The sequence below is a fragment of the Pseudomonas sp. AC070 genome, from assembly GCF_979258635.1.
The window spans coordinates 924543-945003 of record NZ_OZ409871.1 but is presented as its reverse complement, the minus strand read 5'-3'; the positions used below and the strand labels follow the sequence as shown (position 1 = coordinate 945003).

General features: G+C 61.1%; 22 protein-coding genes. 11 read left to right on the top strand and 11 right to left on the bottom strand.

Annotated features, from left to right (window positions below; all coding sequences use genetic code 11):
• Positions 1-22: 22 nt before the first annotated feature.
• The 7 genes from murA to ACZZ0Q_RS04110 all read right to left on the bottom strand — a co-directional run bounded on the left by murA (position 23) and on the right by ACZZ0Q_RS04110 (position 4738).
• Positions 23-1288, bottom strand: coding sequence for a UDP-N-acetylglucosamine 1-carboxyvinyltransferase (gene murA / locus ACZZ0Q_RS04140; protein WP_122452417.1), 1266 nt, complete (start codon positions 1286-1288; stop codon positions 23-25).
• Positions 1289-1310: 22 nt separating this feature from the next.
• Positions 1311-1550, bottom strand: a complete 240-nt coding sequence (locus ACZZ0Q_RS04135; RefSeq protein ID WP_122452416.1) for a BolA family protein — start codon at positions 1548-1550, stop codon at positions 1311-1313.
• A 142-nt stretch (positions 1551-1692) separates the two neighbouring features.
• Positions 1693-2004 carry an STAS domain-containing protein gene (locus tag ACZZ0Q_RS04130; RefSeq protein WP_122494330.1) on the bottom strand — a complete coding sequence of 104 codons (312 nt, stop codon included), beginning with the start codon at positions 2002-2004 and terminating at the stop codon, positions 1693-1695.
• Positions 1994-2650 (bottom strand): MlaC/ttg2D family ABC transporter substrate-binding protein, encoded by a 657-nt coding sequence (locus tag ACZZ0Q_RS04125; RefSeq protein ID WP_463539984.1) that lies wholly within the window; start codon positions 2648-2650, stop codon positions 1994-1996. Before ACZZ0Q_RS04125 ends, ACZZ0Q_RS04130 begins: the two co-directional genes overlap by 11 nt.
• An 11-nt stretch (positions 2651-2661) precedes the next feature.
• Positions 2662-3129 carry an outer membrane lipid asymmetry maintenance protein MlaD gene (gene mlaD, locus ACZZ0Q_RS04120; protein WP_122494334.1) on the bottom strand — a complete coding sequence of 156 codons (468 nt, stop codon included), beginning with the start codon at positions 3127-3129 and terminating at the stop codon, positions 2662-2664.
• Positions 3129-3929, bottom strand: coding sequence for a lipid asymmetry maintenance ABC transporter permease subunit MlaE (mlaE, locus tag ACZZ0Q_RS04115; protein WP_122494335.1), 801 nt, complete (start codon positions 3927-3929; stop codon positions 3129-3131). The genes mlaD and mlaE overlap by 1 nt, the downstream gene beginning before the upstream one ends.
• Positions 3929-4738, bottom strand: coding sequence for an ATP-binding cassette domain-containing protein (locus tag ACZZ0Q_RS04110; RefSeq protein ID WP_463539985.1), 810 nt, complete (start codon positions 4736-4738; stop codon positions 3929-3931). Before ACZZ0Q_RS04110 ends, mlaE begins: the two co-directional genes overlap by 1 nt.
• A 267-nt stretch (positions 4739-5005) precedes the next feature.
• Between ACZZ0Q_RS04110 and ACZZ0Q_RS04105 the strand changes: the two genes are divergently transcribed.
• The 10 genes from ACZZ0Q_RS04105 (at position 5006) to ACZZ0Q_RS04060 (ending at position 12130) form a co-directional block, all read left to right on the top strand.
• Complete coding sequence (locus ACZZ0Q_RS04105; protein WP_122494339.1) at positions 5006-5980, top strand: KpsF/GutQ family sugar-phosphate isomerase; 975 nt, start codon at positions 5006-5008, stop codon at positions 5978-5980.
• Positions 5980-6504, top strand: coding sequence for a KdsC family phosphatase (locus tag ACZZ0Q_RS04100; protein ID WP_463539986.1), 525 nt, complete (start codon positions 5980-5982; stop codon positions 6502-6504). Before ACZZ0Q_RS04105 ends, ACZZ0Q_RS04100 begins: the two co-directional genes overlap by 1 nt.
• An 8-nt stretch (positions 6505-6512) precedes the next feature.
• On the top strand, positions 6513-7082 hold the full coding sequence (gene lptC / locus ACZZ0Q_RS04095) for an LPS export ABC transporter periplasmic protein LptC (RefSeq protein WP_122494344.1): 570 nt from the start codon (positions 6513-6515) through the stop codon (positions 7080-7082).
• Positions 7069-7641: a lipopolysaccharide transport periplasmic protein LptA gene (gene lptA / locus ACZZ0Q_RS04090; protein ID WP_463560316.1), complete on the top strand. Its 573-nt coding sequence runs from the start codon at positions 7069-7071 to the stop codon at positions 7639-7641. Before lptC ends, lptA begins: the two co-directional genes overlap by 14 nt.
• Positions 7641-8366, top strand: coding sequence for an LPS export ABC transporter ATP-binding protein (gene lptB, locus ACZZ0Q_RS04085; protein ID WP_122494348.1), 726 nt, complete (start codon positions 7641-7643; stop codon positions 8364-8366). Before lptA ends, lptB begins: the two co-directional genes overlap by 1 nt.
• A 159-nt stretch (positions 8367-8525) precedes the next feature.
• Positions 8526-10037 (top strand): RNA polymerase factor sigma-54, encoded by a 1512-nt coding sequence (locus ACZZ0Q_RS04080; protein WP_463539987.1) that lies wholly within the window; start codon positions 8526-8528, stop codon positions 10035-10037.
• A 125-nt stretch (positions 10038-10162) separates the two neighbouring features.
• Positions 10163-10471 (top strand): ribosome hibernation-promoting factor, HPF/YfiA family, encoded by a 309-nt coding sequence (gene hpf, locus ACZZ0Q_RS04075; protein ID WP_108096173.1) that lies wholly within the window; start codon positions 10163-10165, stop codon positions 10469-10471.
• 14 nt (positions 10472-10485) lie between these two features.
• The gene (gene ptsN / locus ACZZ0Q_RS04070; RefSeq protein WP_463560314.1) at positions 10486-10950 is read left to right on the top strand and encodes a PTS IIA-like nitrogen regulatory protein PtsN; all 465 of its coding nucleotides are present in this window, start codon (positions 10486-10488) and stop codon (positions 10948-10950) included.
• Between the two features lie 18 nt (positions 10951-10968).
• Complete coding sequence (gene rapZ / locus ACZZ0Q_RS04065; protein ID WP_122494354.1) at positions 10969-11823, top strand: RNase adapter RapZ; 855 nt, start codon at positions 10969-10971, stop codon at positions 11821-11823.
• A 34-nt stretch (positions 11824-11857) separates the two neighbouring features.
• Positions 11858-12130 (top strand): HPr family phosphocarrier protein, encoded by a 273-nt coding sequence (locus ACZZ0Q_RS04060; RefSeq protein ID WP_463539988.1) that lies wholly within the window; start codon positions 11858-11860, stop codon positions 12128-12130.
• A gap of 51 nt (positions 12131-12181) precedes the next feature.
• On the opposite strand, the gene pmbA is transcribed toward ACZZ0Q_RS04060, so the two are convergent.
• A complete protein-coding gene (pmbA, locus tag ACZZ0Q_RS04055) occupies positions 12182-13528 on the bottom strand; it encodes a metalloprotease PmbA (RefSeq protein WP_463539989.1) in 1347 nt (448 codons plus the stop codon).
• Positions 13529-13625: 97 nt separating this feature from the next.
• On the opposite strand from pmbA, the gene yjgA reads away from it, so the two are divergent.
• Positions 13626-14144 carry a ribosome biogenesis factor YjgA gene (gene yjgA, locus ACZZ0Q_RS04050; protein ID WP_463539990.1) on the top strand — a complete coding sequence of 173 codons (519 nt, stop codon included), beginning with the start codon at positions 13626-13628 and terminating at the stop codon, positions 14142-14144.
• A 93-nt stretch (positions 14145-14237) separates the two neighbouring features.
• On the opposite strand, the gene tldD is transcribed toward yjgA, so the two are convergent.
• Genes tldD through ACZZ0Q_RS04035 form a run of 3 tightly spaced genes read right to left on the bottom strand, consistent with a single transcriptional unit; the run spans position 14238 to position 20408 of the window.
• A complete protein-coding gene (tldD, locus tag ACZZ0Q_RS04045) occupies positions 14238-15680 on the bottom strand; it encodes a metalloprotease TldD (protein WP_463539991.1) in 1443 nt (480 codons plus the stop codon).
• 26 nt (positions 15681-15706) lie between these two features.
• Entirely contained in the window at positions 15707-16546 is an 840-nt protein-coding gene (locus ACZZ0Q_RS04040; protein ID WP_463539992.1) for a carbon-nitrogen hydrolase family protein, read from the bottom strand.
• Between the two features lie 16 nt (positions 16547-16562).
• Complete coding sequence (locus ACZZ0Q_RS04035; RefSeq protein ID WP_463560312.1) at positions 16563-20408, bottom strand: YhdP family protein; 3846 nt, start codon at positions 20406-20408, stop codon at positions 16563-16565.
• Positions 20409-20461 lie beyond the last annotated feature (53 nt).

Genomic DNA, 20461 nt, shown 5'->3' with positions numbered 1-20461 from the left:
GCCGAACGGGGCCTTGGCTCAACTAGCCCGGCACGCGACGGATTTTCGCGCCCAACAGCTGCAGCTTCTCTTCGATGCACTCGTAACCACGGTCGATGTGGTAGATGCGGTCGATCAGGGTGTCGCCATCGGCCACCAGTGCCGAAATCACCAGGCTGGCGGATGCGCGCAGGTCGGTTGCCATCACCGGCGCGCCTTTCAGCGTTTGGGTGCCGGTGACGATGGCGGTGTTGCCTTCAACCTGAATTTGCGCGCCCATGCGGGTCATTTCATACACGTGCATAAAGCGGTTTTCGAACACGGTCTCGATCACCGCGCCGGTGCCTTCGGCAATGGCGTTCAGGGCGATGAACTGCGCCTGCATGTCGGTAGGGAATGCCGGGTACGGCGCGGTGCGCAGGTTCACGGCCTTCGGACGCTTGCCTTTCATGTCCAGCTCAATCCAATCCGGGCCGGTGGTGATTTCGGCGCCCGCTTCCTGCAACTTCAGCAGAACCGCTTCGAGGATGGTTGGATCGGTGTCTTTCAGCTTGACCTTGCCGCCGGTGGCCGCTGCGGCAACCAGGTAGGTGCCGGTTTCAATACGGTCAGGCATCACGCTGTAACGCGCGCCGCCGAGACGCTCAACGCCATCGATGGTGATGGTGTCGGTGCCAGCACCGGAGATTTTCGCGCCCATGGCGATCAGGCAGTTGGCTAGGTCGACCACTTCCGGCTCGCGCGCGGCGTTTTCCAGCACGCTGCGGCCTTTGGCCAGGGTGGCGGCCATCATGATGTTTTCGGTGCCGGTTACGCTGACGGTATCGAAGAAGAAATGCGCGCCGCGCAAACCGCCTTCAGGCGCCTTGGCTTTGATGTAGCCGCCTTCAACGTCGATGATTGCGCCCATGGCTTCGAGGCCACGGATGTGCAGGTCAACCGGACGCGAGCCGATGGCGCAACCGCCAGGCAAGGCCACTTCGGCTTCACCGAAGCGCGCAACCATCGGGCCGAGTACCAGAATCGACGCACGCATGGTTTTCACCAATTCGTACGGCGCAACCAGCGTTTTAATGGCGCGTGCGTCCACTTCAACGCTGAGCTTTTCGTCGATCACAGGCTCGATGCCCATGCGACCGAACAGCTCGATCATGGTGGTGATGTCGTGCAGGTGCGGCAGGTTGCACACGGTAACCGGCGCATCGGCCAGCAAGGTGGCAGCCAGAATCGGCAAGGCGGAGTTCTTCGCGCCGGAGATGCGGATTTCGCCATTCAGGCAAACGCCGCCGGTAATAATCAATTTATCCATAGGAGTCTCGTCGCCCGTGGGCTTAGGAACGCTCGGCCCAAGCGGCGCGGCTGAAGAATTTCATGGTAACCGCGTGAATTCGGCCATCGGCGATCCACGGGTTGAGGTGGGCATAGATTTGCTGCTGACGTTTGACCGGGCTCATGCCCGCCAATTCATCACTGATCACATTCAACTGGAAATTACAGCCTTCGCCTTCCACGTTGACCTCAGTGTCGGACAGCTTTTCCTCAAGGAGGCTTTTTACTTCTATGGCCTGCATGCTAAACCTCGATCGGCGCCCTACGCGCGCGGGTCGGCCATGATACAAAAAAGCCCCCCGCCTGCGAACCCCGGAAAACGGAACACTGACAGAGGGCTTTGGTTTTTTGCTACCTGGCGCAGCAATGCGCAACGCAACGGCGTTAGGCCTGCAACGGCAAAATGTCGAGCAGGCCGGAAACCTCGGCAATTTTTTTCATGTCGGTCGGCAAGCCACGCACTGACAGCTGCTTGCCTGCCTGCTGCGCGACCCGCATGTAGGCGAGCAGCAGCGACAAGCCCACGCTGCTCGAGTGCTCGACCTGCGCGCAGTCAACCACCACGGTGGCAGTCGGCGTCGCGCGAATCAGCTTTTCGCCTTCGCTTCGTAGCGTCGCCCCGGTACGGAAATCGAGCACGCCGACCAGTTGCAACACGCCGTCCGCTTGCTGGCGAATAACGCTATCAGTCGTCATGACCCGCAGCCTTCTGCCCTTCTTCGGTGTTCTTGGCGTTGGCTACAACTTGCGCCCAACCGTCGATGGTTTTGTCCAGGTCGTTGCCGTTTTTCTGCATGGCGTCAGCGAATTGATCGCGGAACAGCTTGCCGATGTTGATGCCGTTGATGGTCACGTTACGCAGCATCCACTCGCCGTTCACGTTGGTCATGGTGTAGTTGACCGGGTACACGGTGCCCTTGGTGTCGCGCACTTCCATGTTCACGCTGGTGCGATCCGGGTCGGACTGCTTGGCGCTGCTGGGCAGTACGCGAATGTCCTGATTGTTGTATTCGAGCAAGGCGTTGCCGTAGAACTCCATCAGGCTGCGTTTGAAGTTTTCCTGGAAACGCTGCATCTGCGCCGAGGTGGCGTTGCGGGAATATTTGACCGTCATGATGCTGCGGGAAATGCCGTCGGCATCCACAACCGGGCCAATGATGCGGTTCAGCGAGTCGTAGAACTTCTGTGGGTTGGCCTTGTATTGCTCTTTGTTGGCCTTGAGGTCGTTCAACAGCTCCTTTGTGGTGTTCTGTACGATTTCCTGAGGGGCTGGGCCGGCCATGGCAACCAATGGAACCATTGCCAACAGCACCAGCAAACCGCGACGCAGAGCGCTAACCATGCCTGTATTCCTCACTTGGATTCTTTGTTAACCGAGTTGATCAGGAACTTACCGATCAAGTCTTCCAGTACTAACGACGACTGGGTGTCGTGAATGGTTCCGCCATCCTTGAGCAGCGCTTCGTCGCCGCCCACGCTGATGCCGATGTACTTCTCGCCCAGCAAACCGGCGGTGAGGATAGACGCGGTGGAGTCTTCCGGCAGGTTATCCACACGCTTTTCCAATTCCATGGTCACGCGCCCGGTGAAGGTATCGCGATCCAGATCGATGGCGGTGACTTTGCCGATACCGACGCCCGCCATCGTCACCTTGGCGCGCACGGTGAGCCCGGCCAGGTTTTCAAAATTGGCGTACAGCTTGTAGGTGTCTTGTCCGGCGCCGACCGTCAGGCCGCTCACGCGCAATGCCAGGAGCAGCAAGGCCAACAGACCGGCCAAGAGGAACAGGCCGACACCGATTTCCAGGGTGCGGTTTTGCATCAGAAGTCTCCAAACATCAAGGCGGTCAAAATGAAGTCCAGGCCCAGCACGGCAAGCGAGGCGTAAACCACTGTTTTGGTGGTAGCGCGACTGATCCCTTCAGATGTGGGTTCACAGTCATAACCCTGGAACACGGCGATCCAGGTCACTACAAAGGCAAACACGATACTTTTGATCAGGCCGTTGAGCACATCCTTCTCGAACGAAACGCTGTTCTGCATATTGGCCCAGAACGAGCCTTCGAACACGCCCAGCCAGTCCACGGCAACCATGGCGCCGCCCCAGATACCGACCACGCAGAAGATCATGGTCAGCAGCGGAAGGGAGATAAACCCGGCCCACAAGCGCGGCGCGATGATGTACTTGAGCGGGTCGACGCCGATCATTTCCAGGCTCGACAGCTGCTCGGTGGATTTCATGTTGCCAATTTCGGCGGTCAGGGCCGAGCCCGCGCGGCCGGCGAACAGCAAGGCGGTCACTACCGGCCCGAGTTCGCGCAGCAGCGTGAGCGCCACCATCTGCCCCACAGCCTGCTCGGAACCGTAGCTGGACAAAATGTTGAAGCCCTGCAGCGCCAGCACCATGCCGATAAACAAGCCCGACACGACAATGATCACCAGCGACATCACGCCAACCGAGAACAGCTGCTTGATCAATAAATGACCAAAGCCGTTGCCAACATTGCCTCGACCAAACAGCGCACGCAGCAGAAATAGGGTGGAGCTGCCGAGCGAACCGACCACGTCGATGCCGGCACGGCCAAGCAGGCGAATACGTTCGCCAATGGATTTTCTGCGCATCAACGCGTCCCCAACAGGTCGTCGCGGTAGTCCGCAGCCGGGAAATGGAACGGCACGGGGCCATCGGCGACGCCTTTCATAAATTGACGGATGCGCGGGTTATCCGACTCCATCAATTCTTTTGGCGTGCCTTGGCCGAGCACCTGAGTGTCGCCCACTACATACAGGTAGTCGGCGATGCTGGCGGTTTCGGCGAGGTCGTGGGACACCACGATGCTGGTGATACCCAGCGCATCGTTAAGCAGGCGGATCAGGCGCACCAAAATGCCCATGGCAATCGGGTCCTGGCCAACGAAGGGTTCGTCATACATGAGAATTTGCGGGTCCAGCGCGATGGCGCGGGCCAGTGCAACGCGGCGTTTCATGCCGCCCGACAGCTCATCGGGCATCAGCTCGATAGCGCCGCGCAGGCCAACGGCTTGCAGCTTCATCAAGACGATGTCGCGAATCATGTCTTCCGGTAATTGGGTGTGCACGCGCAGGGGAAAGGCCACGTTCTCGAACACATCGAGATCGGTAAACAACGCGCCGCTTTGAAACAGCACACCCATTTGTTTGCGCATGTCGAAGAGGTCGCTGCGCGACAGGTCCGGCAAGTTCTGGCCGTTGACCAACACTTGCCCGCTACTGGGCCGCAGCTGGGCGCCCATTAAACGAAGCAAGGTGGTTTTACCACTCCCGGAAGGCCCCATGATGCCGGTGACCTTGCCGCGAGGAATGGAAATATCGACATTCTTGAAAATGCTGCGCGAACCGCGCATGAAGGACACGCCCTTCAGCTCGACCGCGTAGGCGTCATCGGCACTCATCTGAACTCCTTGGTGCAGCCGCCTATCGGACGCCATGTCTCACGGTGGGGACACCACGGGAGTGAACATGCCGGATAGGGCGGCAACTATATCACCGGCATCCAGCCGCGCCCAAGGTGGAAAAACCCGCTAACCGCAAACCCGGCGCGTGACGGGCGAAGTGCGACGCCGTGATCGCCGCATCAATGCGCGCACATTCGAGGATGAGCCGAACGGGGTTTTATCGTTATAATCCCGGCCTTTTCCCGCGGCCACTGTCTTTACGATATGAACCAGACCAACGACCTGATCCAATCGGCACTGCGCACCGTGCGCCTTGAAATCGAAGCGGTGGAAGGCCTGCTCCCCCGTATTGACGCGGCTTTCGTCAAGGCCTGCGAACTGATTCTGGCCAGTAAAGGCCGCGTAGTTGTGGTCGGCATGGGCAAGTCTGGCCACATCGGCAACAAGATCGCCGCGACCCTCGCGAGCACCGGCACCACCTCATTTTTCGTACACCCGGCCGAAGCCAGCCATGGCGACATGGGCATGATTACCCGTGACGACGTGGTGTTGGCCCTTTCCAATTCGGGCTCAACCGCCGAGATCGTGACCCTGCTGCCGCTGATCAAACGCCTGGGCATCACCTTGATCAGCATGACCGGCAACCCGGATTCGCCGCTGGCCAAAGCCGCCGAGGTCAACCTCGATGCACGCGTGGCACAAGAAGCCTGCCCACTGAATCTGGCGCCCACCTCTTCCACTACCGCCTCACTGGTTCTGGGCGATGCCCTGGCCATCGCCTTGTTGGAAGCGCGTGGCTTTACTGCTGAAGATTTCGCCTTTTCCCACCCAGGTGGCGCGCTTGGCCGACGTCTTCTGCTGAAAGTGGAAAATGTCATGCACACCGGCGAGCAGTTGCCAAAAGTGCAACGCGGCACGTTGCTGCGCGACGCGTTGATGGAAATGACCCGCAAAGGCCTGGGCATGACCGCCGTGCTCGAGGCCGACGGCACACTGGCTGGGATTTTCACCGACGGCGATTTACGCCGCACGCTGGATCGCGACCTGGATATCCGCCAGGCCACCATCGACGACGTGATGACCGCACACGGAAAAACAGCACGGCCGGAGATGCTCGCTGCCGAAGCCTTGAAGATCATGGAAGACCACAAAATTGGCGCATTGATTGTCGTCGACGAACAAGACCGCCCAGTTGGCGCCTTCAACCTGGGCGACCTGCTGCGCGCTGGAGTGATGTAATGAGTGCTGATCTATTGCAACGCGGCAAGGCCATCAAACTCGCTGTTTTCGACGTCGACGGCGTGCTGACTGACGGCAAGCTGTACTTTCTGGTCGACGGCAGCGAATTCAAAACCTTCAGCACGCTGGACGGTCAGGGCATCAAAATGCTGATCAACTCCGGTGTGCGTACGGCCATCATCACCGGGCGCTCAACCCCAGTGGTTGAGCGTCGTGCACAGAACCTCGGCATTCAGCACTTGTACCAAGGTCGCGAAGACAAACTGGTGGTGCTCGATGAGCTTCTCGCCGAACTCGACCTACAGTACGAAGACGTCGCCTACCTGGGTGACGACTTGCCAGACCTGCCGGCGATTCGCCGCGTGGGCCTGGGCATGGCTGTCGCCAACGCCAATGATTTTGTTCGCCAACATGCCCACGGTGTGACCCAAGCCCGCGGCGGCGAAGGCGCGGCGCGCGAATTTTGCGAGCTCATCCTGCAGGCGCAGGGCAACCTTGAAGCGGCGCAAGCCGCCTATTTATAGAGCCGATCATGCTGCGCAAACTGCTTCTTACCTTATCGTTTGGCCTCGCGGCGCTGCTGGTAGCGGCGCTCGGCTATTGGAATCTGAACCCGGAAAGTTTGCTGGAGCAGAAACCACAGGCCAGCACCGACAACGCCGTGGACTTCTATGTGATCAACGCCAAAAGCGTCGAATTCCAAGCCGACGGCAAGCTGCACTACGAAATGACCAGCGATAAAGTCGAGCACTTGAAAGACAGCGACAAGAGCCTGGTAACCAAGCCGGACCTGCTGCTGTATCGCGGCGCCGCCGAGCCGTGGCACGTTCAAAGCGAGCGTGGCGAAGTGGCGCCAGGCGGTACCGAGGTCGAGCTGATCGACAATGTGCGCATCGCCCGCACCGATGAAAAAAATCGCCCCACCATCATTACCAGCAGTCGCATGACCGTGTTCCCGGACAAGGAATTTGCGCAGACCCAGCAAGCCGTTAGAATCGAGGCCGCCAATGGAGTGACCACGGCTAACGGAATGAAAGCGTATTTGAAAGACAGCCGGGTGCTCCTGCTGTCCAACGTAAGAGGCCAGCATGAGGTTCGTTAATAAATTCTCCCTTCACACCCTGTCCTTGCTCATGAGTCTGGGTGCGGCGATTGCCAGCTCCAGCGCCTGGGCATTGCCAACGGACCGCGAGCAACCCATTCGCGTGCAGGCCGACAGTGCTGAACTCGACGACAAACAAGGCGTAGCCGTATACCGCGGCGACGTCGTCATTACCCAGGGCAGCATGAAGATCACTGGCCACACAGTGACCATCACGCAAAACGCCACGGGTGACATCGAAGTGTTCACCGCCGTGGGCACCCCCGCCTACTACGAGCAAAAGCCAGCGGTCGACAAAGAGATCGTCAAGGCCTATGGCCTGACCATCCAATACTTCGCCGCTAAAGACCGCATCGTGCTGATCGACCAAGCCAAGGTGATTCAGGAAGGCAACACCTTCGAAGGCGAGAAAATCGTCTATGACACCCAGCGCCAGATCGTCAACGCCGGCCGCGCCAATGGCACCAACGTGACCACACCGCGCCCACGCATCGACATGGTCATCCAGCCCAAGAACAAACCCGCTGGCGCTCAACCAGCCGACAAACAGGCGCAGTAATGGCGACTCTCAAAGCCCAACATCTGGCCAAAGCCTACAAAGGCCGCCAGGTGGTTCGTGATGTCAGCCTGTCGATCGAAAGCGGCCAGATCGTTGGCTTGCTGGGTCCTAACGGCGCCGGCAAAACCACGTGCTTCTACATGATCGTGGGCCTGGTCAATGCCGATCAGGGCCGCGTACTGATCGACCAGGACGACGTCACCAGCCTGCCCATGCACGGCCGCGCACGTGCCGGCATCGGCTACCTGCCGCAGGAAGCGTCCATTTTCCGCAAGCTGTCGGTGGCCGATAACATCATGGCCATTCTGGAAACGCGTAAAGAGCTCGACAGCGCCAGCCGCCGCAAGGAACTGGAAAGCCTGTTGCAGGAATTTCACATCAGCCACATTCGCGACAACCTCGGCATGAGCTTGTCCGGTGGTGAACGCCGCCGTGTAGAAATCGCCCGGGCCCTGGCCACCGCGCCGAAGTTCATCCTGCTCGATGAGCCCTTCGCTGGCGTAGACCCGATTTCGGTTGGCGACATCAAGCAGATCATTCATCACCTCAAAGCCAAAGGCATTGGCGTGTTGATTACTGACCACAACGTGCGTGAAACCCTGGATATCTGCGAGACCGCGTACATCGTCAACGACGGCCAATTGATTGCCGAAGGCGACGCTGAAACCATCCTCGCCAACCAGTTGGTGAAAGAGGTTTACCTGGGTCACGAATTCCGCCTCTAAGAGCGTTCTGTAGCCGCAATCAGATGCGCACTACAGACTTCGATTGAGGACTAGGCAAACGCCTCAGACTTAGGCATATAATTTGCTTCCTGGTGGCGCTTCGGCGCCCTCGTTGTGGAAGCGCGTATGCGCCGGCGAATAAGGTCTTAAGCCCCCTCCATGAAACCATCGCTCGTCCTAAAAATGGGCCAGCAGCTGACGATGACACCGCAGCTGCAACAAGCCATCCGCTTACTCCAACTGTCCACGCTGGATCTTCAACAAGAGATTCAGGAGGCGCTGGAGTCCAATCCCATGCTCGAACGCCAGGAAGAAGGCGAGGACTTCGATAACAGCGATCCGCTGGCCGATGGTGCCGAAAGTGCGCCGCCCGCACCGAACAACGAAGAGTCCTACCAAGACACTAGCTACCAAGAAACCTCGGCGCCCACCGTCGACAACTTGGAAGACGGCGAATGGGGCGAACGCATTCCCAATGAGCTTCCCGTCGACACGGCGTGGGAAGACATCTACCAAACCAGCGCCAGCAGCCTGCCCTCCAACGACGATGACGAGTGGGATTTCACCACCCGCACCTCGGCTGGCGAAAGCCTTCAAAGCCATATGCTCTGGCAGCTCAACCTGGCGCCGATGTCCGACAAGGACCGCCTGGTTGCCGTCACCCTGATCGACTGCATCAACGATCAGGGTTATCTGGAAGAAACCCTAGAAGAAGTGCTGGAGGCGTTCGATCCGGAGCTGGATATTGAGCTCGACGAAGTCGAAGCCGTGCTGCACCGCATCCAGCAATTCGAACCGTCCGGCATTGGCGCCCGCGACCTGCGCGAATGCCTGTTGCTGCAACTGCGTCAGTTGCCAACAAAAACCCCGTGGCTGGCCGAAGCGCAGCGCCTGGCAGGCGATTACCTCGACCTGCTCGGCAACCGCGATTACAGCCAACTGATGCGCCGCATGAAGCTCAAGGAAGACGAGCTGCGTCAGGTCATCGAACTGATTCAAAGCCTCAACCCGCGCCCGGGTTCGCAAATTGAAGCGAGCGAGCCGGAGTACGTGGTGCCCGACGTGATCGTGCGCAAGCACAACGACCGCTGGCTGGTGGAGCTCAATCAGGAAGCGATGCCCAAGCTGCGGGTCAATCCGCAGTACGCCGGCTTCGTTCGTCGCGCCGACTCCAGCGCTGACAACACCTTTATGCGCAATCAGCTGCAAGAGGCGCGTTGGTTTATCAAGAGCCTGCAAAGCCGCAACGAAACATTGATGAAAGTGGCCAGCCAGATCGTCGAACACCAACGGGGCTTTCTCGACTACGGCGACGAAGCCATGAAGCCGCTGGTTCTGCATGACATTGCTGAAGCGGTGGGCATGCATGAATCGACGATCTCGCGCGTTACCACGCAAAAATTCATGCACACCCCGCGTGGCATTTATGAGCTGAAGTACTTCTTCTCCAGCCACGTCAGCACCTCCGAAGGCGGCGAATGCTCGTCAACGGCGATACGCGCAATCATCAAAAAACTGGTTGCGGCGGAAAATGCGAAAAAGCCGTTGAGTGACAGCAAGATCGCTGGTTTACTGGAGGCACAGGGCATTCAGGTAGCCCGTCGCACAGTCGCCAAATACCGCGAATCCCTCGGGATAGCGCCTTCCAGTGAACGTAAGCGACTGATGTAAACGCCTGACACGGTTCGCCTGCGAACCTGGCGCTGGCAAGACGGCTACACTGATCCAAGGCCAAAGTGTTCCGGCGACAAGCCCGTTAGCTTGTCTCTTACACACGGCAATAAGGAGAAAGCGGTATGCAAGTCAACATCAGTGGACATCAGCTGGATGTGACCGACGCCCTACGCGACTACATCGACGAGAAACTCAGTCGACTGGAACGCCACTTCGACAAGATCACCAACGTGCAAGTGACCATGGAGGTCGAGAAGCTCAAGCAGAAAATCGAAGCGACTTTGCACATCGCCGGGGGCGAAGTGGTCGCCAACGCCGAACATGACGACATGTACGCAGCCATCGATCTACTCACCGACAAACTCGACCGCCAACTTATCAAACATAAGGAAAAGCAACTGGGTCGCCTGCAAGGCGCCACAGCTCGCTGACACCACCCCAACCCATGATTCGACTTGAAAATATCCTGACCCCCGGCCGCTCCCTCGTGGGCGTGCCGGGAGGCAGCAAAAAGCGCGTACTCGAACAAATCGCCAACCTGGTCGCACGCGAGTTGCCCGACCTCGATGGCCAAGACATTTTCGAAAGCCTGGTGGCGCGCGAGAAACTCGGCTCCACCGGCTTTGGCAATGGCATCGCCATTCCGCATTGCCGCCTGCCGGGCTGCACGGCTCCCATCAGCGCCCTGCTGCGTCTCGATTCCGCAGTCGATTTCGACGCCATCGACGGCGCGCCAGTCGACTTGCTGTTTGTGCTGTTGGTGCCCGAAGCGGCCACCGATGAGCACTTGGAATTGCTTCGTCAGATCGCCAGCATGCTTGATCGCAGCGAGGTTCGTGACCAATTGCGCCACGCCCCAACCAGCGAAAGTCTTTACCAGGTCGTCGTCGACGTTCAAAACGGCCGCTAGACGAACAGGTGACTGTGCATGCGTTTGATCATCGTCAGTGGCCGGTCCGGTTCAGGTAAAAGCACAGCGCTCGATGTGCTTGAAGACAACGGTTTCTACTGCATCGACAACCTGCCCGCCGGGCTCTTGCCCGAGTTGGCCGAACGCTCCCTGCTGCACACCGAACTGGTTCAACCGCTGGTGGCCGTGTCCATCGATGCACGCAACCTGCCCAGCCAGCTCAAACGCTTTCCCGAACTGCTCGCCGAAGTGCGCGCCCGTCACATTCAGTGCGATGTGCTGTACTTGGACGCCGACGACGAAACCCTGCTCAAGCGCTTCTCCGAAACTCGCCGCCGCCACCCGCTGACCACGGACGAGCGTTCGCTGGCCGAAGCCATCCGCGATGAAAGTGTGCTGCTGAGCCCGATCACCGACCTGGCCGACCTCAAGGTCGACACCACGCACCTCAACCTCTACCAACTTCGTGACACCCTCAAGCTGCGCCTGCTGAACAAACCGGAGCCGGGCACTGCGTTTTTGGTCGAGTCGTTTGGCTTCAAGCGTGGCATGCCGGTCGATGCCGACTTGGTATTCGACGTGCGCTGCCTGCCCAACCCGTACTGGAAACCCGAACTGCGTGAGCATTCGGGCCTGGATTCGGTGGTGTCGGACTATTTGCAGGAACAACCGGACGTACAGGAAATGTACGACGACATTTACGCCTACCTGCACAAATGGCTGCCGCGCATTGCCGCCAGCAACCGCTCGTACGTCACCGTGGCCATCGGCTGCACGGGCGGTCATCATCGCTCGGTATACCTGGCGGACCGGCTGGGAAAAGAACTGAAGAAAACCCTGAAAAACATCCAGGTTCGTCACCGCGATCTCTAGAACCGCGGGACTCTATAGAAGGACTTAAGCAGCGATGCCTGCCTGTGAAATCACCATCATCAACAAGCTCGGCCTGCACGCACGCGCCGCTGCCAAATTCGTCGGCGTGGCGGGACGTTTCCCCTGCCAGATTCGCATTGGCCGCAGCCCGGAAAGCTGTGTGGACGGCAAGAGCATCATGGCCGTCATGATGCTGGCCGCCGGCAAAGGCACCGACATTCACCTGAGCACCGAGGGCGAGCAAGGCGACGAAGCGCTGGCGGCCTTGGTGGAGCTGATCAACAACCGCTTCGACGAAGGCGAATAAAGCCCAGCGCTTAAGCAAGCGCGGCGCACGACAGGCGTGCGCCGGCCGGCATCAGCTACCGGCCACTGTCATTTTCTCGATCAATACCGACCCGGTGCGCACGTTGCTGCGCAGCTCCAGATCGTTACCCACCGCGACGATTTGCTTGAACATGTCGCGCAGGTTGCCCGCAATGGTCACCTCCTGCACCGGGAACTGAATCTCCCCGTTCTCCACCCAGTAGCCACCGGCACCGCGCGAATAATCGCCGGTCACCATGTTCAGCCCTTGGCCCATGAGTTCGGTGACCAACAAGCCGCGTCCCATGCGCTTGATCAGCGCTTGCTGGTTTTCATCGCCATGGCTGACGAACAGGTTATGCACGCCGCCCGAGTTGGCCGTGCTCGGCATGCCCAGTTTGCGCCCTGAGTACGTGCCGAGAATGTAGGAACGCAGCTCACCGTTTTCGACAAACGACTTGGCATAGGTCGCCAGCCCGTCCCCATCAAACGTGGCGCTGCCCAAGGCGCCGCGAATGTGCGGGCGCTCTTCAAGGCTTAGCCATTCGGGAAACAACACCTGCCCCAGGCTGCCTTCCAGAAAGGATGACTTGCGGTACAGGTTGCCGCCCGATACCGCCGACAGAAAATGCCCGAACAATCCAGTGGCCAGCTCGGCGGCAAACAGCACCGGCACTTCGCACGTTGGCACCGGGCGCGCGCCCAAGCGGCTAACCGCGCGCTCGGCGGCACGACGGCCAATGCTGACCGCGTCAGCCAAGTCTTCACCGCGACGGCTCACGTCATACCAATAATCACGCTGCATCAGGCCGTCAGCTTCGGCAATCATCACGCAGCTCAGGCTCTGCCGCGTGCTGGCGTAGCCGCCGACAAAGCCGTGGCTGTTGCCGTAGACGCGGCAGCCGCGGTGGGTGTTCAGGCTGGTGCCGTCGGCGTTTTTAATGCGCGCATCGGTGGCGAACGCCGCCGCTTCACATTCCAGGGCGCGCTCGATGGCTTGTTCGGGAGTGATGTCCCAGGGGTGAAACAGGTCGAGGTCCGGCAAGTCGCGCGCCATCAGCTCGGCGTCGGCCAGGCCGGCACAGTCATCCTCAGAGGCATGTTTGGCGATGGCCAGTGCGGCCGCCACGGTTTCACGAATGGCCGCATCGCCGCTCGCCGAGGTGCTGGCCGAGCCTTTGCGTTGACCGAGATACAAGGTGATGCCAAAGCCCTGGTCGCGGTTGAACTCGACGGTTTCCACCTCGCCCTGGCGCACCGAGGTCGACAACCCCTGCTCCACCGATACCGCCACTTCGCAGGCGCTGGCGCCCTGGGCTTTGGCCTCGGCGATAATCCGCGCCACTTGCTCCTGCAATTGCGGCAGGGCCTGCGGCCCAACTACGTCTGCTGCACTCATAACCTACAACTCCAGTTCAGAGACCAGTCACCTGGCCAGGCCGGACAAGCGGCCTTCGACTCGTTATCATGGCGGCGTTTCCAACTGGATCGACCCCATGTCTGACTATTCCGACGACTTCTCCGAAGAGAAGAGCAAAAGCCAAGTAAAGCGCGAGCTGCACGCGCTGGTTGACCTTGGCGAGCGCCTGACCACGCTCAAACCCGCCCTGATCGAGAAACTGCCACTGACCGACGCCCTGCGTCGCGCCCTGGCCGATGCGCCGAAACACACGGCTAACATCGCTCGTAAACGGCATATCCAATTCATCGGCAAGCTGATGCGTGATCAGAACGTCGATGAAATTCTGGTACTGCTGGACCAGCTCGATGCCTCGACCCGGCAGTACAACGAACGCTTCCACAATCTGGAACGCTGGCGTGATCGCTTGGCCACCGGCACCGACGATGTGCTCGAAGCCTTCGTCGCCGAGTACCCGGACGCCGACCGCACCCATCTGCGTCAGCTGATCCGCCAGGCCCAACACGAAGCGGCACAAAACAAAGCCCCGGCCGCCACGCGCAAAATATTCAAATACATCCGCGACCTGGACGAAACCAAACGCGGTTTGCGCTAGTCCCGCGGTTTTCCTGTAGGAGCGGCTTTAGCCGCGATGCTCTTAAATCAACAGCATCGCGGCTAAAGCCGCTCCCACAAAGGTTCTAACGCCCTACGCCCCAGTCCCGCCCACGGTAATCAAATCAATCTTCAACGTCGGCTGCCCCACGCCGACCGGCACCGACTGCCCGTCTTTGCCGCAGGTGCCCACGCCGCTGTCCAGTTCCAGGTCGTTGCCGACCATCGATACCTTGCTCATGGCTTCCGGGCCGTTGCCGATTAGCGTGGCGCCTTTGACCGGGGCGGTGATTTTGCCGTCTTCGATCAAGTAGGCCTCGCTGGTGGAGAACACGAACTTCCCGCTGGTGATATCGACCTGGCCGCCGCCGAGGTTGGCGCAGTAGATGCCCTTCTTCACCGAGCGAATAATTTCTTCCGGGTCGCTTTCGCCGGCCAGCATGTAGGTGTTGGTCATGCGCGGCATCGGCAGGTGCGCGTAGCTTTCGCGGCGGCCGTTACCGGTGGCGGCCACGCCCATCAGGCGGGCGTTGAGCTTGTCTTGCATATAGCCCTTCAACACGCCGTTTTCGATCAGGGTGGTGCATTGGGTCGGCGTGCCTTCGTCGTCCATGCTCAACGAGCCACGGCGGCCGAACAGGGTGCCGTCGTCGACGATGGTGCACAGACTGGAGGCCACTTTTTCGCCGATGCGGCCGCTGTAGGCCGAGCTGCCTTTGCGGTTGAAGTCGCCTTCCAGGCCATGGCCAACCGCTTCGTGCAACAACACGCCCGACCAACCCGCGCCCATCACCACCGGCATGGAGCCGGCCGGTGCGGGAATGGCTTCGAGGTTAACCAGCGCCTGACGCAACGCTTCACGGGCGTAGCCCATGGCGCGGTCCTCGGTGAGGAAATATAGGTAGTCGGAGCGGCCACCGCCGCCCTGCCCGCCGCGCTCGCGACGGCCGTTCTGCTCGACGATGACGCTGACGTTGAAGCGCACCAGCGGACGAATATCGGCGCCCAGGCTGCCATCGGCGGCAGCGACCAGAATGCGTTCCCACACGCCAGCAAGGCTCACGGTCACTTGTTTGATACGCGGATCAAGCGCGCGCGTGGCGACGTCGACGCGCTTGAGCAGCTCGACCTTTTCCGCACGGGTCAGCACTTCCAGCGGGTTTTCCGGCGCATACAAACGCGCCACTTCGGGACTGACAAACGCCTGCACCCGACCATTTTGGCCGGACCGGGCAATCGAACGGGCAGCGCGGGCCGCTTCGCTCAACGCCACGGGGGTGATGGCGTTGCTGTAGGCGAAGCCGGTTTTTTCGCCGGATTGGGCGCGCACGCCAACGCCTTGATCGAGGTTGAAACTGCCTTCCTTGACGATGCCGTCTTCCAGCACCCAGGTTTCCGAAACCTGACCGTGAAAGTACAGGTCAGCCGCGTCGATACCCGGCCCAGCCAGCTCGCCGAGCACGCCCGGCAACTGCTCGATGCTCAAACCGCCAGGGCCCAGCAGGTGCTCGCTCACGGACAGCAACATGTCGCTCATAGTTACTCCATAGGCTCAGTGAGCCTTCAGGTCGGCGCCTTCAGCGACGACACAGCAAAACGGCGGTGCGTGTGCACCGGCATACGTTGACGGATGTCTGCCTGCTCAACCGCATCGCGGTCGGCCAGCAACACAGCCGCACCTTGGGCCTGCTCGGCAAGCACCCGACCCCAGGGGTCGATGATTGCCGCATGGCCGAATGTTTCGCGCCCCTTCGGGTGCAGACCGCCCTGTGCGGCGGCCAGGATGTAGCACTGCGTTTCTATCGCTCGCGCCCTGAGCAGCACGTGCCAATGCGCCGCGCCAGTTACTGCCGTGAACGCTGCGGGCGCGGTAATCAGCTCGGCACCCGCCTCACGCAAGGCGCCATATAGCTCGGGGAAGCGCAGGTCGTAACACACCGTAAGGCCCAAGCGTCCTACGGGCGTATCGGCGACCACCACATTGCCGCCAAACGCGTAGTCATCCGACTCGCGGTAACGGCCACGGCTGTCAGCCACGTCCACATCGAACAGGTGCAGCTTGTCGTATCGCGCGACTTGCTCGCCGTGCGCATTGATCAATAACGAGCACGCGTGGGACTTGGCGTCCGGCTGATCCGGCGGCGGCAAAGGCATGGTGCCCGCCACTATCCATAACTTGAGGTCGCGGGCGGTCTGTTTCAACCACGGCAGTATCGGCCCTTCGCCAAGGGCTTCGGCGCGTCCCAGTGTGGCGAGGTCGCTGCGGCCCATGGCGGCAAAGTTTTCCGGCAGCACCGCCAGTTGCGCGCCCTGCTCGGCGGCTTGCTGCAACAGCAGGCGGGCTTGGGCGAGGTTGGCCAGCACGTCGTCCTGGCTGACCATTTGAATCACCGCGAGGGACATAGGCGCTCCCTTAAGGTTAGCGAGGTTTTTCGAAGGGCTTGTCGAAGGCAATTTTCGGATCCTGCCAAGAGCCCTTCACGCTGTACTGAACGCTGGCGAAGCGGGCGACTTGTTTGCCCAGCAGCTTGTCGGCCACGAACAGCGCGCCACCAATGGCCGGCGCACCGACAATCAGCGCGGCCAGCGGCAGGTTGTTGGTCAGCGGCAAGGTCACCAACAGTTTGGCATCCACCTGGTTGCTCGCCATGTCCAGCGTGCCGTTCATTTCCAGGTTGCTCGACGGCCCGGTGAGGGTGATCGGCTCTTTGGTCACGTACACGCCGTTAGTGGCGACCAGCAGGCCTTTTACCCGGTCGTAGCTCAGGCCTTTGTCCAGCAAGTCGGAGAAATCCAGGCGCAGGCGGCGGCCGATGGAGTTGAAGTTAAGCAGACCAAACACCCGCAGCGCCGCCGTCGAACCTTGGGCTTCGACGAACTGGCCTTTGCGCAGCGTGGGGTCGAGCGTGCCGCTGAAGCGTTTGAGGCTGATCCAAGCGGGCGATCCCGGCCAGCGGCCGTCGATGTCCATGTGGAAATCCTGGCTGGTGGCGGTGGGCGCGAAGTTCCAGGCCAACAGCACATCCGACAGGTTGCCGCCGCCAATGCGCCCTTTGAACCAACTGCTGGTCGCGCCCGGCGCGCCTTCCCAGCCCACGTCGCCTTCCAGCTGCAAGCCTTTAAGGCCCATGTTGACGTCGCTGAACACCACGCCGTTGGCATTGGGCCGCGCTTTCAACGACCACGCGCCGAGCAGCGCATCGCCTTGGTATACCCGCTCGATGTTCAAGTTCAGTGCCGGAATCTGCCGAGGGTCGACGTCTGCCAGCGAGTCGGGCTCTTCCACCTCGGGCGCGGCCGGGTCGGCGGGCTGCGGCGGTTGCGCGGGCGGGAAGCGCAGGTGCTTGAGCTGAATATCGATCGGCGCACCGTCGGCGTCAGGCAAGCCCACCACGCCGCTGACCCGGTCACTGCTCAGGCCCACGTTCCAGCCACTGGCGAGGCGGGTCATCTTGACGTTGAGGTTGTCGATGTCCGCGCCCAGGCCATGGAAGGTGCCGATATGCAGGTCGGCACTGTTGAAGAATTGCTTGGCGCTCGCGGCCTGGTCGCCGGCGTACCGCTTGGCGACGTCTTGCCAAGCGGTGGCGTCGAGCTCGCTGATGTCGCCGTTAACCTGCAAACCCTTGGCCTCGGGAACGCGAGCCGGCTCGCTGCCCAGGCGCAATTCGGCGCGGCCATCGTTGAAGCCGCTGGCCGGTGCGCTGGCGGCCAGGCTGGCGAGGTTGGCGTAGGTCAGCGCGTAGGAACGTTGGGCGCCCTGCAAACTCATGCGCCACTGGCTCGGGCGCTCATCGGCAGCGGCTTTGCCCAGCGGCGCCGGCAAGTCGATGGCCACGCCTTTAAGGGTCGAGTTCACCTGCAACACGCTGTTGTCGCCGTCCAGCACCACCGCCAGTTGCAACGGCAATTCACCGGAGACCGGCAGCGGCCGGGTGATGCCCGACCACTCGACAAGCGTTTTCACCGGCAACTGCCCCGCCACTTCGATGCGGCTCGACGGTTTGCCGACTGTTTTACTCGCTAGGGCTTTGCCGCGAACCGGCCGGCCAAACACTTGCGCGCGGATGTCTGGCGCGCTCAGGCCGGTGGCGGTGTCGTAGCGGAAATCCCCTTTGACCTGGCTCAGCGCCAGCTTCGGCGTTGCCATATTCAGCGTGGCGCCGTCGGCACTGAAGTCGACAATCGCGCGGGTGGTCGGCCCCTGTCCCAGCGGGATGTCGAGGTTGAGCTTGGCCTTGAGGTCGCCTTCACCGCCCCAGCCTTCGAATATCGAGGCCGTGCCGATGGGCGCTTCCTGCAGAATTTTCAGCGCATCGGCCATGCTGCTGGCGACATCACCCGTGATCAACAAACGGGACGGCTGCCCCTTGGCCACATGCGGCACGTCAACGTTCACGTTGCTGACCGTGCTGTTGAGCATCTGCCCGCTCGGGGCGCGAACGCGTACGCCGGTGTCTTCGATCAGCACATCGCCGGTGATGTTTTGCAGCACCGGCCAACCCGGCTGGAACGCCAGCTCGGTGTCATGCACTTTGAAAAACAGGCTGATGCTGTGGGCGGTATCTTCGGCGCCTTTGTTCAGCGAGCCCTGATACTGGAAGTAGCCTTCGTCGATGGCGCCCTGGTGAATGGCAGTGGTCAGCCACTTGGCCAGATCCTGGCTGAAACTGGGCACCAAAGTCGGCAGGTATTTCTCGACGTATTTCGCGTTGCCTTCCTGCAGCCCGACGCGCAGGTCCATGTAGTCTTCGGTGTCGGGCGCCAGGGTCAGGCGAATCAAGAAGTCGCCCGCCAACTTGCCTTCGTCGCCGACCAATTTCATGTACGGGGCAATCAGGGTGAAGGCTTCGGCGTTCAGCGTCCAGGTCAGGCGCGCGTTGGCTTTCTGGTACCGCCAGGGTTTGGGGAACAGGTGATCCAGGTGCAGGGCGAAATTCTCGGTGTCCATGCGCAGCTCGCCATGGCCGAGGTCACCGCTGATGCTGCCGGTGACGTTCTCTGCGGCCGGCGCGCCGCCGTAAGCGCTAAAGGTGATCTGCTGCAGGTTGGCGGCAAACTGCACGCGCTCGTCCGGGTTTGGCGCGGCCGGGGTGATGCTCAGTTGCAGATTACGCAGCGCCCCCTGGGGCTTCAGGCCCTGGAGCACCTCGGCGGCTTTCGCCGGCAGCGGCGCCAGCGCTTCGATGACGGGCGCTAGAGGGGCGAGGTCAAGGCGGTCGGCTGTAACCTGCCAGCGTTGCGGCTGACTCTCGGCGGCTTGCAGGTAGGTCAGCCCCACCTGCACTTCGCCCCAGCGCGTTTCGCCAAGGGTGGCGGCCAGGGAATTGAGCAGCACGTTGTAACCCTGCTCTGTGCGAGTCAAGTACGCCATTACTGCCAGGTCAGCCACCTGCACGGCCTTACGCTCGGCGTAGGCGGCGCGCACCTCGGGGGCGTTCAACCGGGCCACGGCCTGTTGCACCGCGCCGTCGGCCCAGGTTAACCAGAACTCACCGCCCGCCTGCAAACGCTGCACATGCCAGTCGCGCGTAACACCGGCCGGCAACCAGCGCGCCCAGTCGCTCTGCGGCAAGCTCAGGTACACCTGGGCTTGGGCCTCACGCCAGGTTTTCGGCTTGACCCGCGCGTCGATGCTCAAACTCACCGGCTGGCCATCGGGCAGCGTCACGCGGCCATCCAGCCGCTGGCGGCTGGCACCGGTAATCAGGTCGAGGTTGATGTACGTAAACGTCAGCGGCGCGGCGTTTTGCGGTTCCAGGGTGAGCTGGCTGTTGAACAGTGACAGCTGCTCGACCCGCTTGAGGCTGCGCAATGCCTGTTCCGGGTCTAACGGCGGGGCGCTTTCCCGCTTCGGCAGGCCTTCCATAGACCATTTGCCATCGGCGTCCTGCACGGCGCTCAACTGCAAACCATCGACTTCCAGACTGCCGACGCGCACTTGCTGAGCCTGAATGCTGGACCACAACGCGGGAACCACACGAACCTGATCCAGGCGCAGCGCGCTGGCGCCCTCGCCCACCTGCACGTCATGGGCCACCAGCAGCGGCGCCAGACCGCGCCAGCTGCCTTCCAGGCTGCCAATGGTGACCGGCAGGCCGACGGCTTCGCGCAGACGGTCTTCGGCTTGCAGGCGGTAGTCGGCCACCAGCGGCATCAGCATGCGGCCGATGCTCACGTACAACGCTGCCACGATCAGGCCCGTGGCGCAGAGGTACAGGCCCCAGCGCGTCAGGGTGGCAATCAGGCGGGCGAGGCGCTGCATGATCAGGCGGCTTTCCTTTTATTGTTAGGCCGGGTCGAGGCTGCCGGCCCGCG

Coding starts and splice junctions, on each gene's coding strand:
- ACZZ0Q_RS04105 (WP_122494339.1), top strand. CDS start 5,006: ATGAACCAGACCAACGACCTGATCCAATCGGCACTGCGCACCGTGCGC.
- ACZZ0Q_RS04060 (WP_463539988.1), top strand. CDS start 11,858: ATGCCTGCCTGTGAAATCACCATCATCAACAAGCTCGGCCTGCACGCA.
- murA (WP_122452417.1), bottom strand. CDS start 1,288: ATGGATAAATTGATTATTACCGGCGGCGTTTGCCTGAATGGCGAAATC.
- ACZZ0Q_RS04080 (WP_463539987.1), top strand. CDS start 8,526: ATGAAACCATCGCTCGTCCTAAAAATGGGCCAGCAGCTGACGATGACA.
- ACZZ0Q_RS04110 (WP_463539985.1), bottom strand. CDS start 4,738: ATGAGTGCCGATGACGCCTACGCGGTCGAGCTGAAGGGCGTGTCCTTC.
- ACZZ0Q_RS04130 (WP_122494330.1), bottom strand. CDS start 2,004: ATGACGACTGATAGCGTTATTCGCCAGCAAGCGGACGGCGTGTTGCAA.
- ACZZ0Q_RS04035 (WP_463560312.1), bottom strand. CDS start 20,408: ATGCAGCGCCTCGCCCGCCTGATTGCCACCCTGACGCGCTGGGGCCTG.
- tldD (WP_463539991.1), bottom strand. CDS start 15,680: ATGAGCGACATGTTGCTGTCCGTGAGCGAGCACCTGCTGGGCCCTGGC.
- rapZ (WP_122494354.1), top strand. CDS start 10,969: ATGCGTTTGATCATCGTCAGTGGCCGGTCCGGTTCAGGTAAAAGCACA.
- yjgA (WP_463539990.1), top strand. CDS start 13,626: ATGTCTGACTATTCCGACGACTTCTCCGAAGAGAAGAGCAAAAGCCAA.
- mlaD (WP_122494334.1), bottom strand. CDS start 3,129: ATGCAAAACCGCACCCTGGAAATCGGTGTCGGCCTGTTCCTCTTGGCC.
- lptB (WP_122494348.1), top strand. CDS start 7,641: ATGGCGACTCTCAAAGCCCAACATCTGGCCAAAGCCTACAAAGGCCGC.
- ptsN (WP_463560314.1), top strand. CDS start 10,486: ATGATTCGACTTGAAAATATCCTGACCCCCGGCCGCTCCCTCGTGGGC.
- ACZZ0Q_RS04100 (WP_463539986.1), top strand. CDS start 5,980: ATGAGTGCTGATCTATTGCAACGCGGCAAGGCCATCAAACTCGCTGTT.
- lptC (WP_122494344.1), top strand. CDS start 6,513: ATGCTGCGCAAACTGCTTCTTACCTTATCGTTTGGCCTCGCGGCGCTG.
- ACZZ0Q_RS04040 (WP_463539992.1), bottom strand. CDS start 16,546: ATGTCCCTCGCGGTGATTCAAATGGTCAGCCAGGACGACGTGCTGGCC.
- ACZZ0Q_RS04125 (WP_463539984.1), bottom strand. CDS start 2,650: ATGGTTAGCGCTCTGCGTCGCGGTTTGCTGGTGCTGTTGGCAATGGTT.
- hpf (WP_108096173.1), top strand. CDS start 10,163: ATGCAAGTCAACATCAGTGGACATCAGCTGGATGTGACCGACGCCCTA.
- lptA (WP_463560316.1), top strand. CDS start 7,069: ATGAGGTTCGTTAATAAATTCTCCCTTCACACCCTGTCCTTGCTCATG.
- mlaE (WP_122494335.1), bottom strand. CDS start 3,929: ATGCGCAGAAAATCCATTGGCGAACGTATTCGCCTGCTTGGCCGTGCC.
- pmbA (WP_463539989.1), bottom strand. CDS start 13,528: ATGAGTGCAGCAGACGTAGTTGGGCCGCAGGCCCTGCCGCAATTGCAG.
- ACZZ0Q_RS04135 (WP_122452416.1), bottom strand. CDS start 1,550: ATGCAGGCCATAGAAGTAAAAAGCCTCCTTGAGGAAAAGCTGTCCGAC.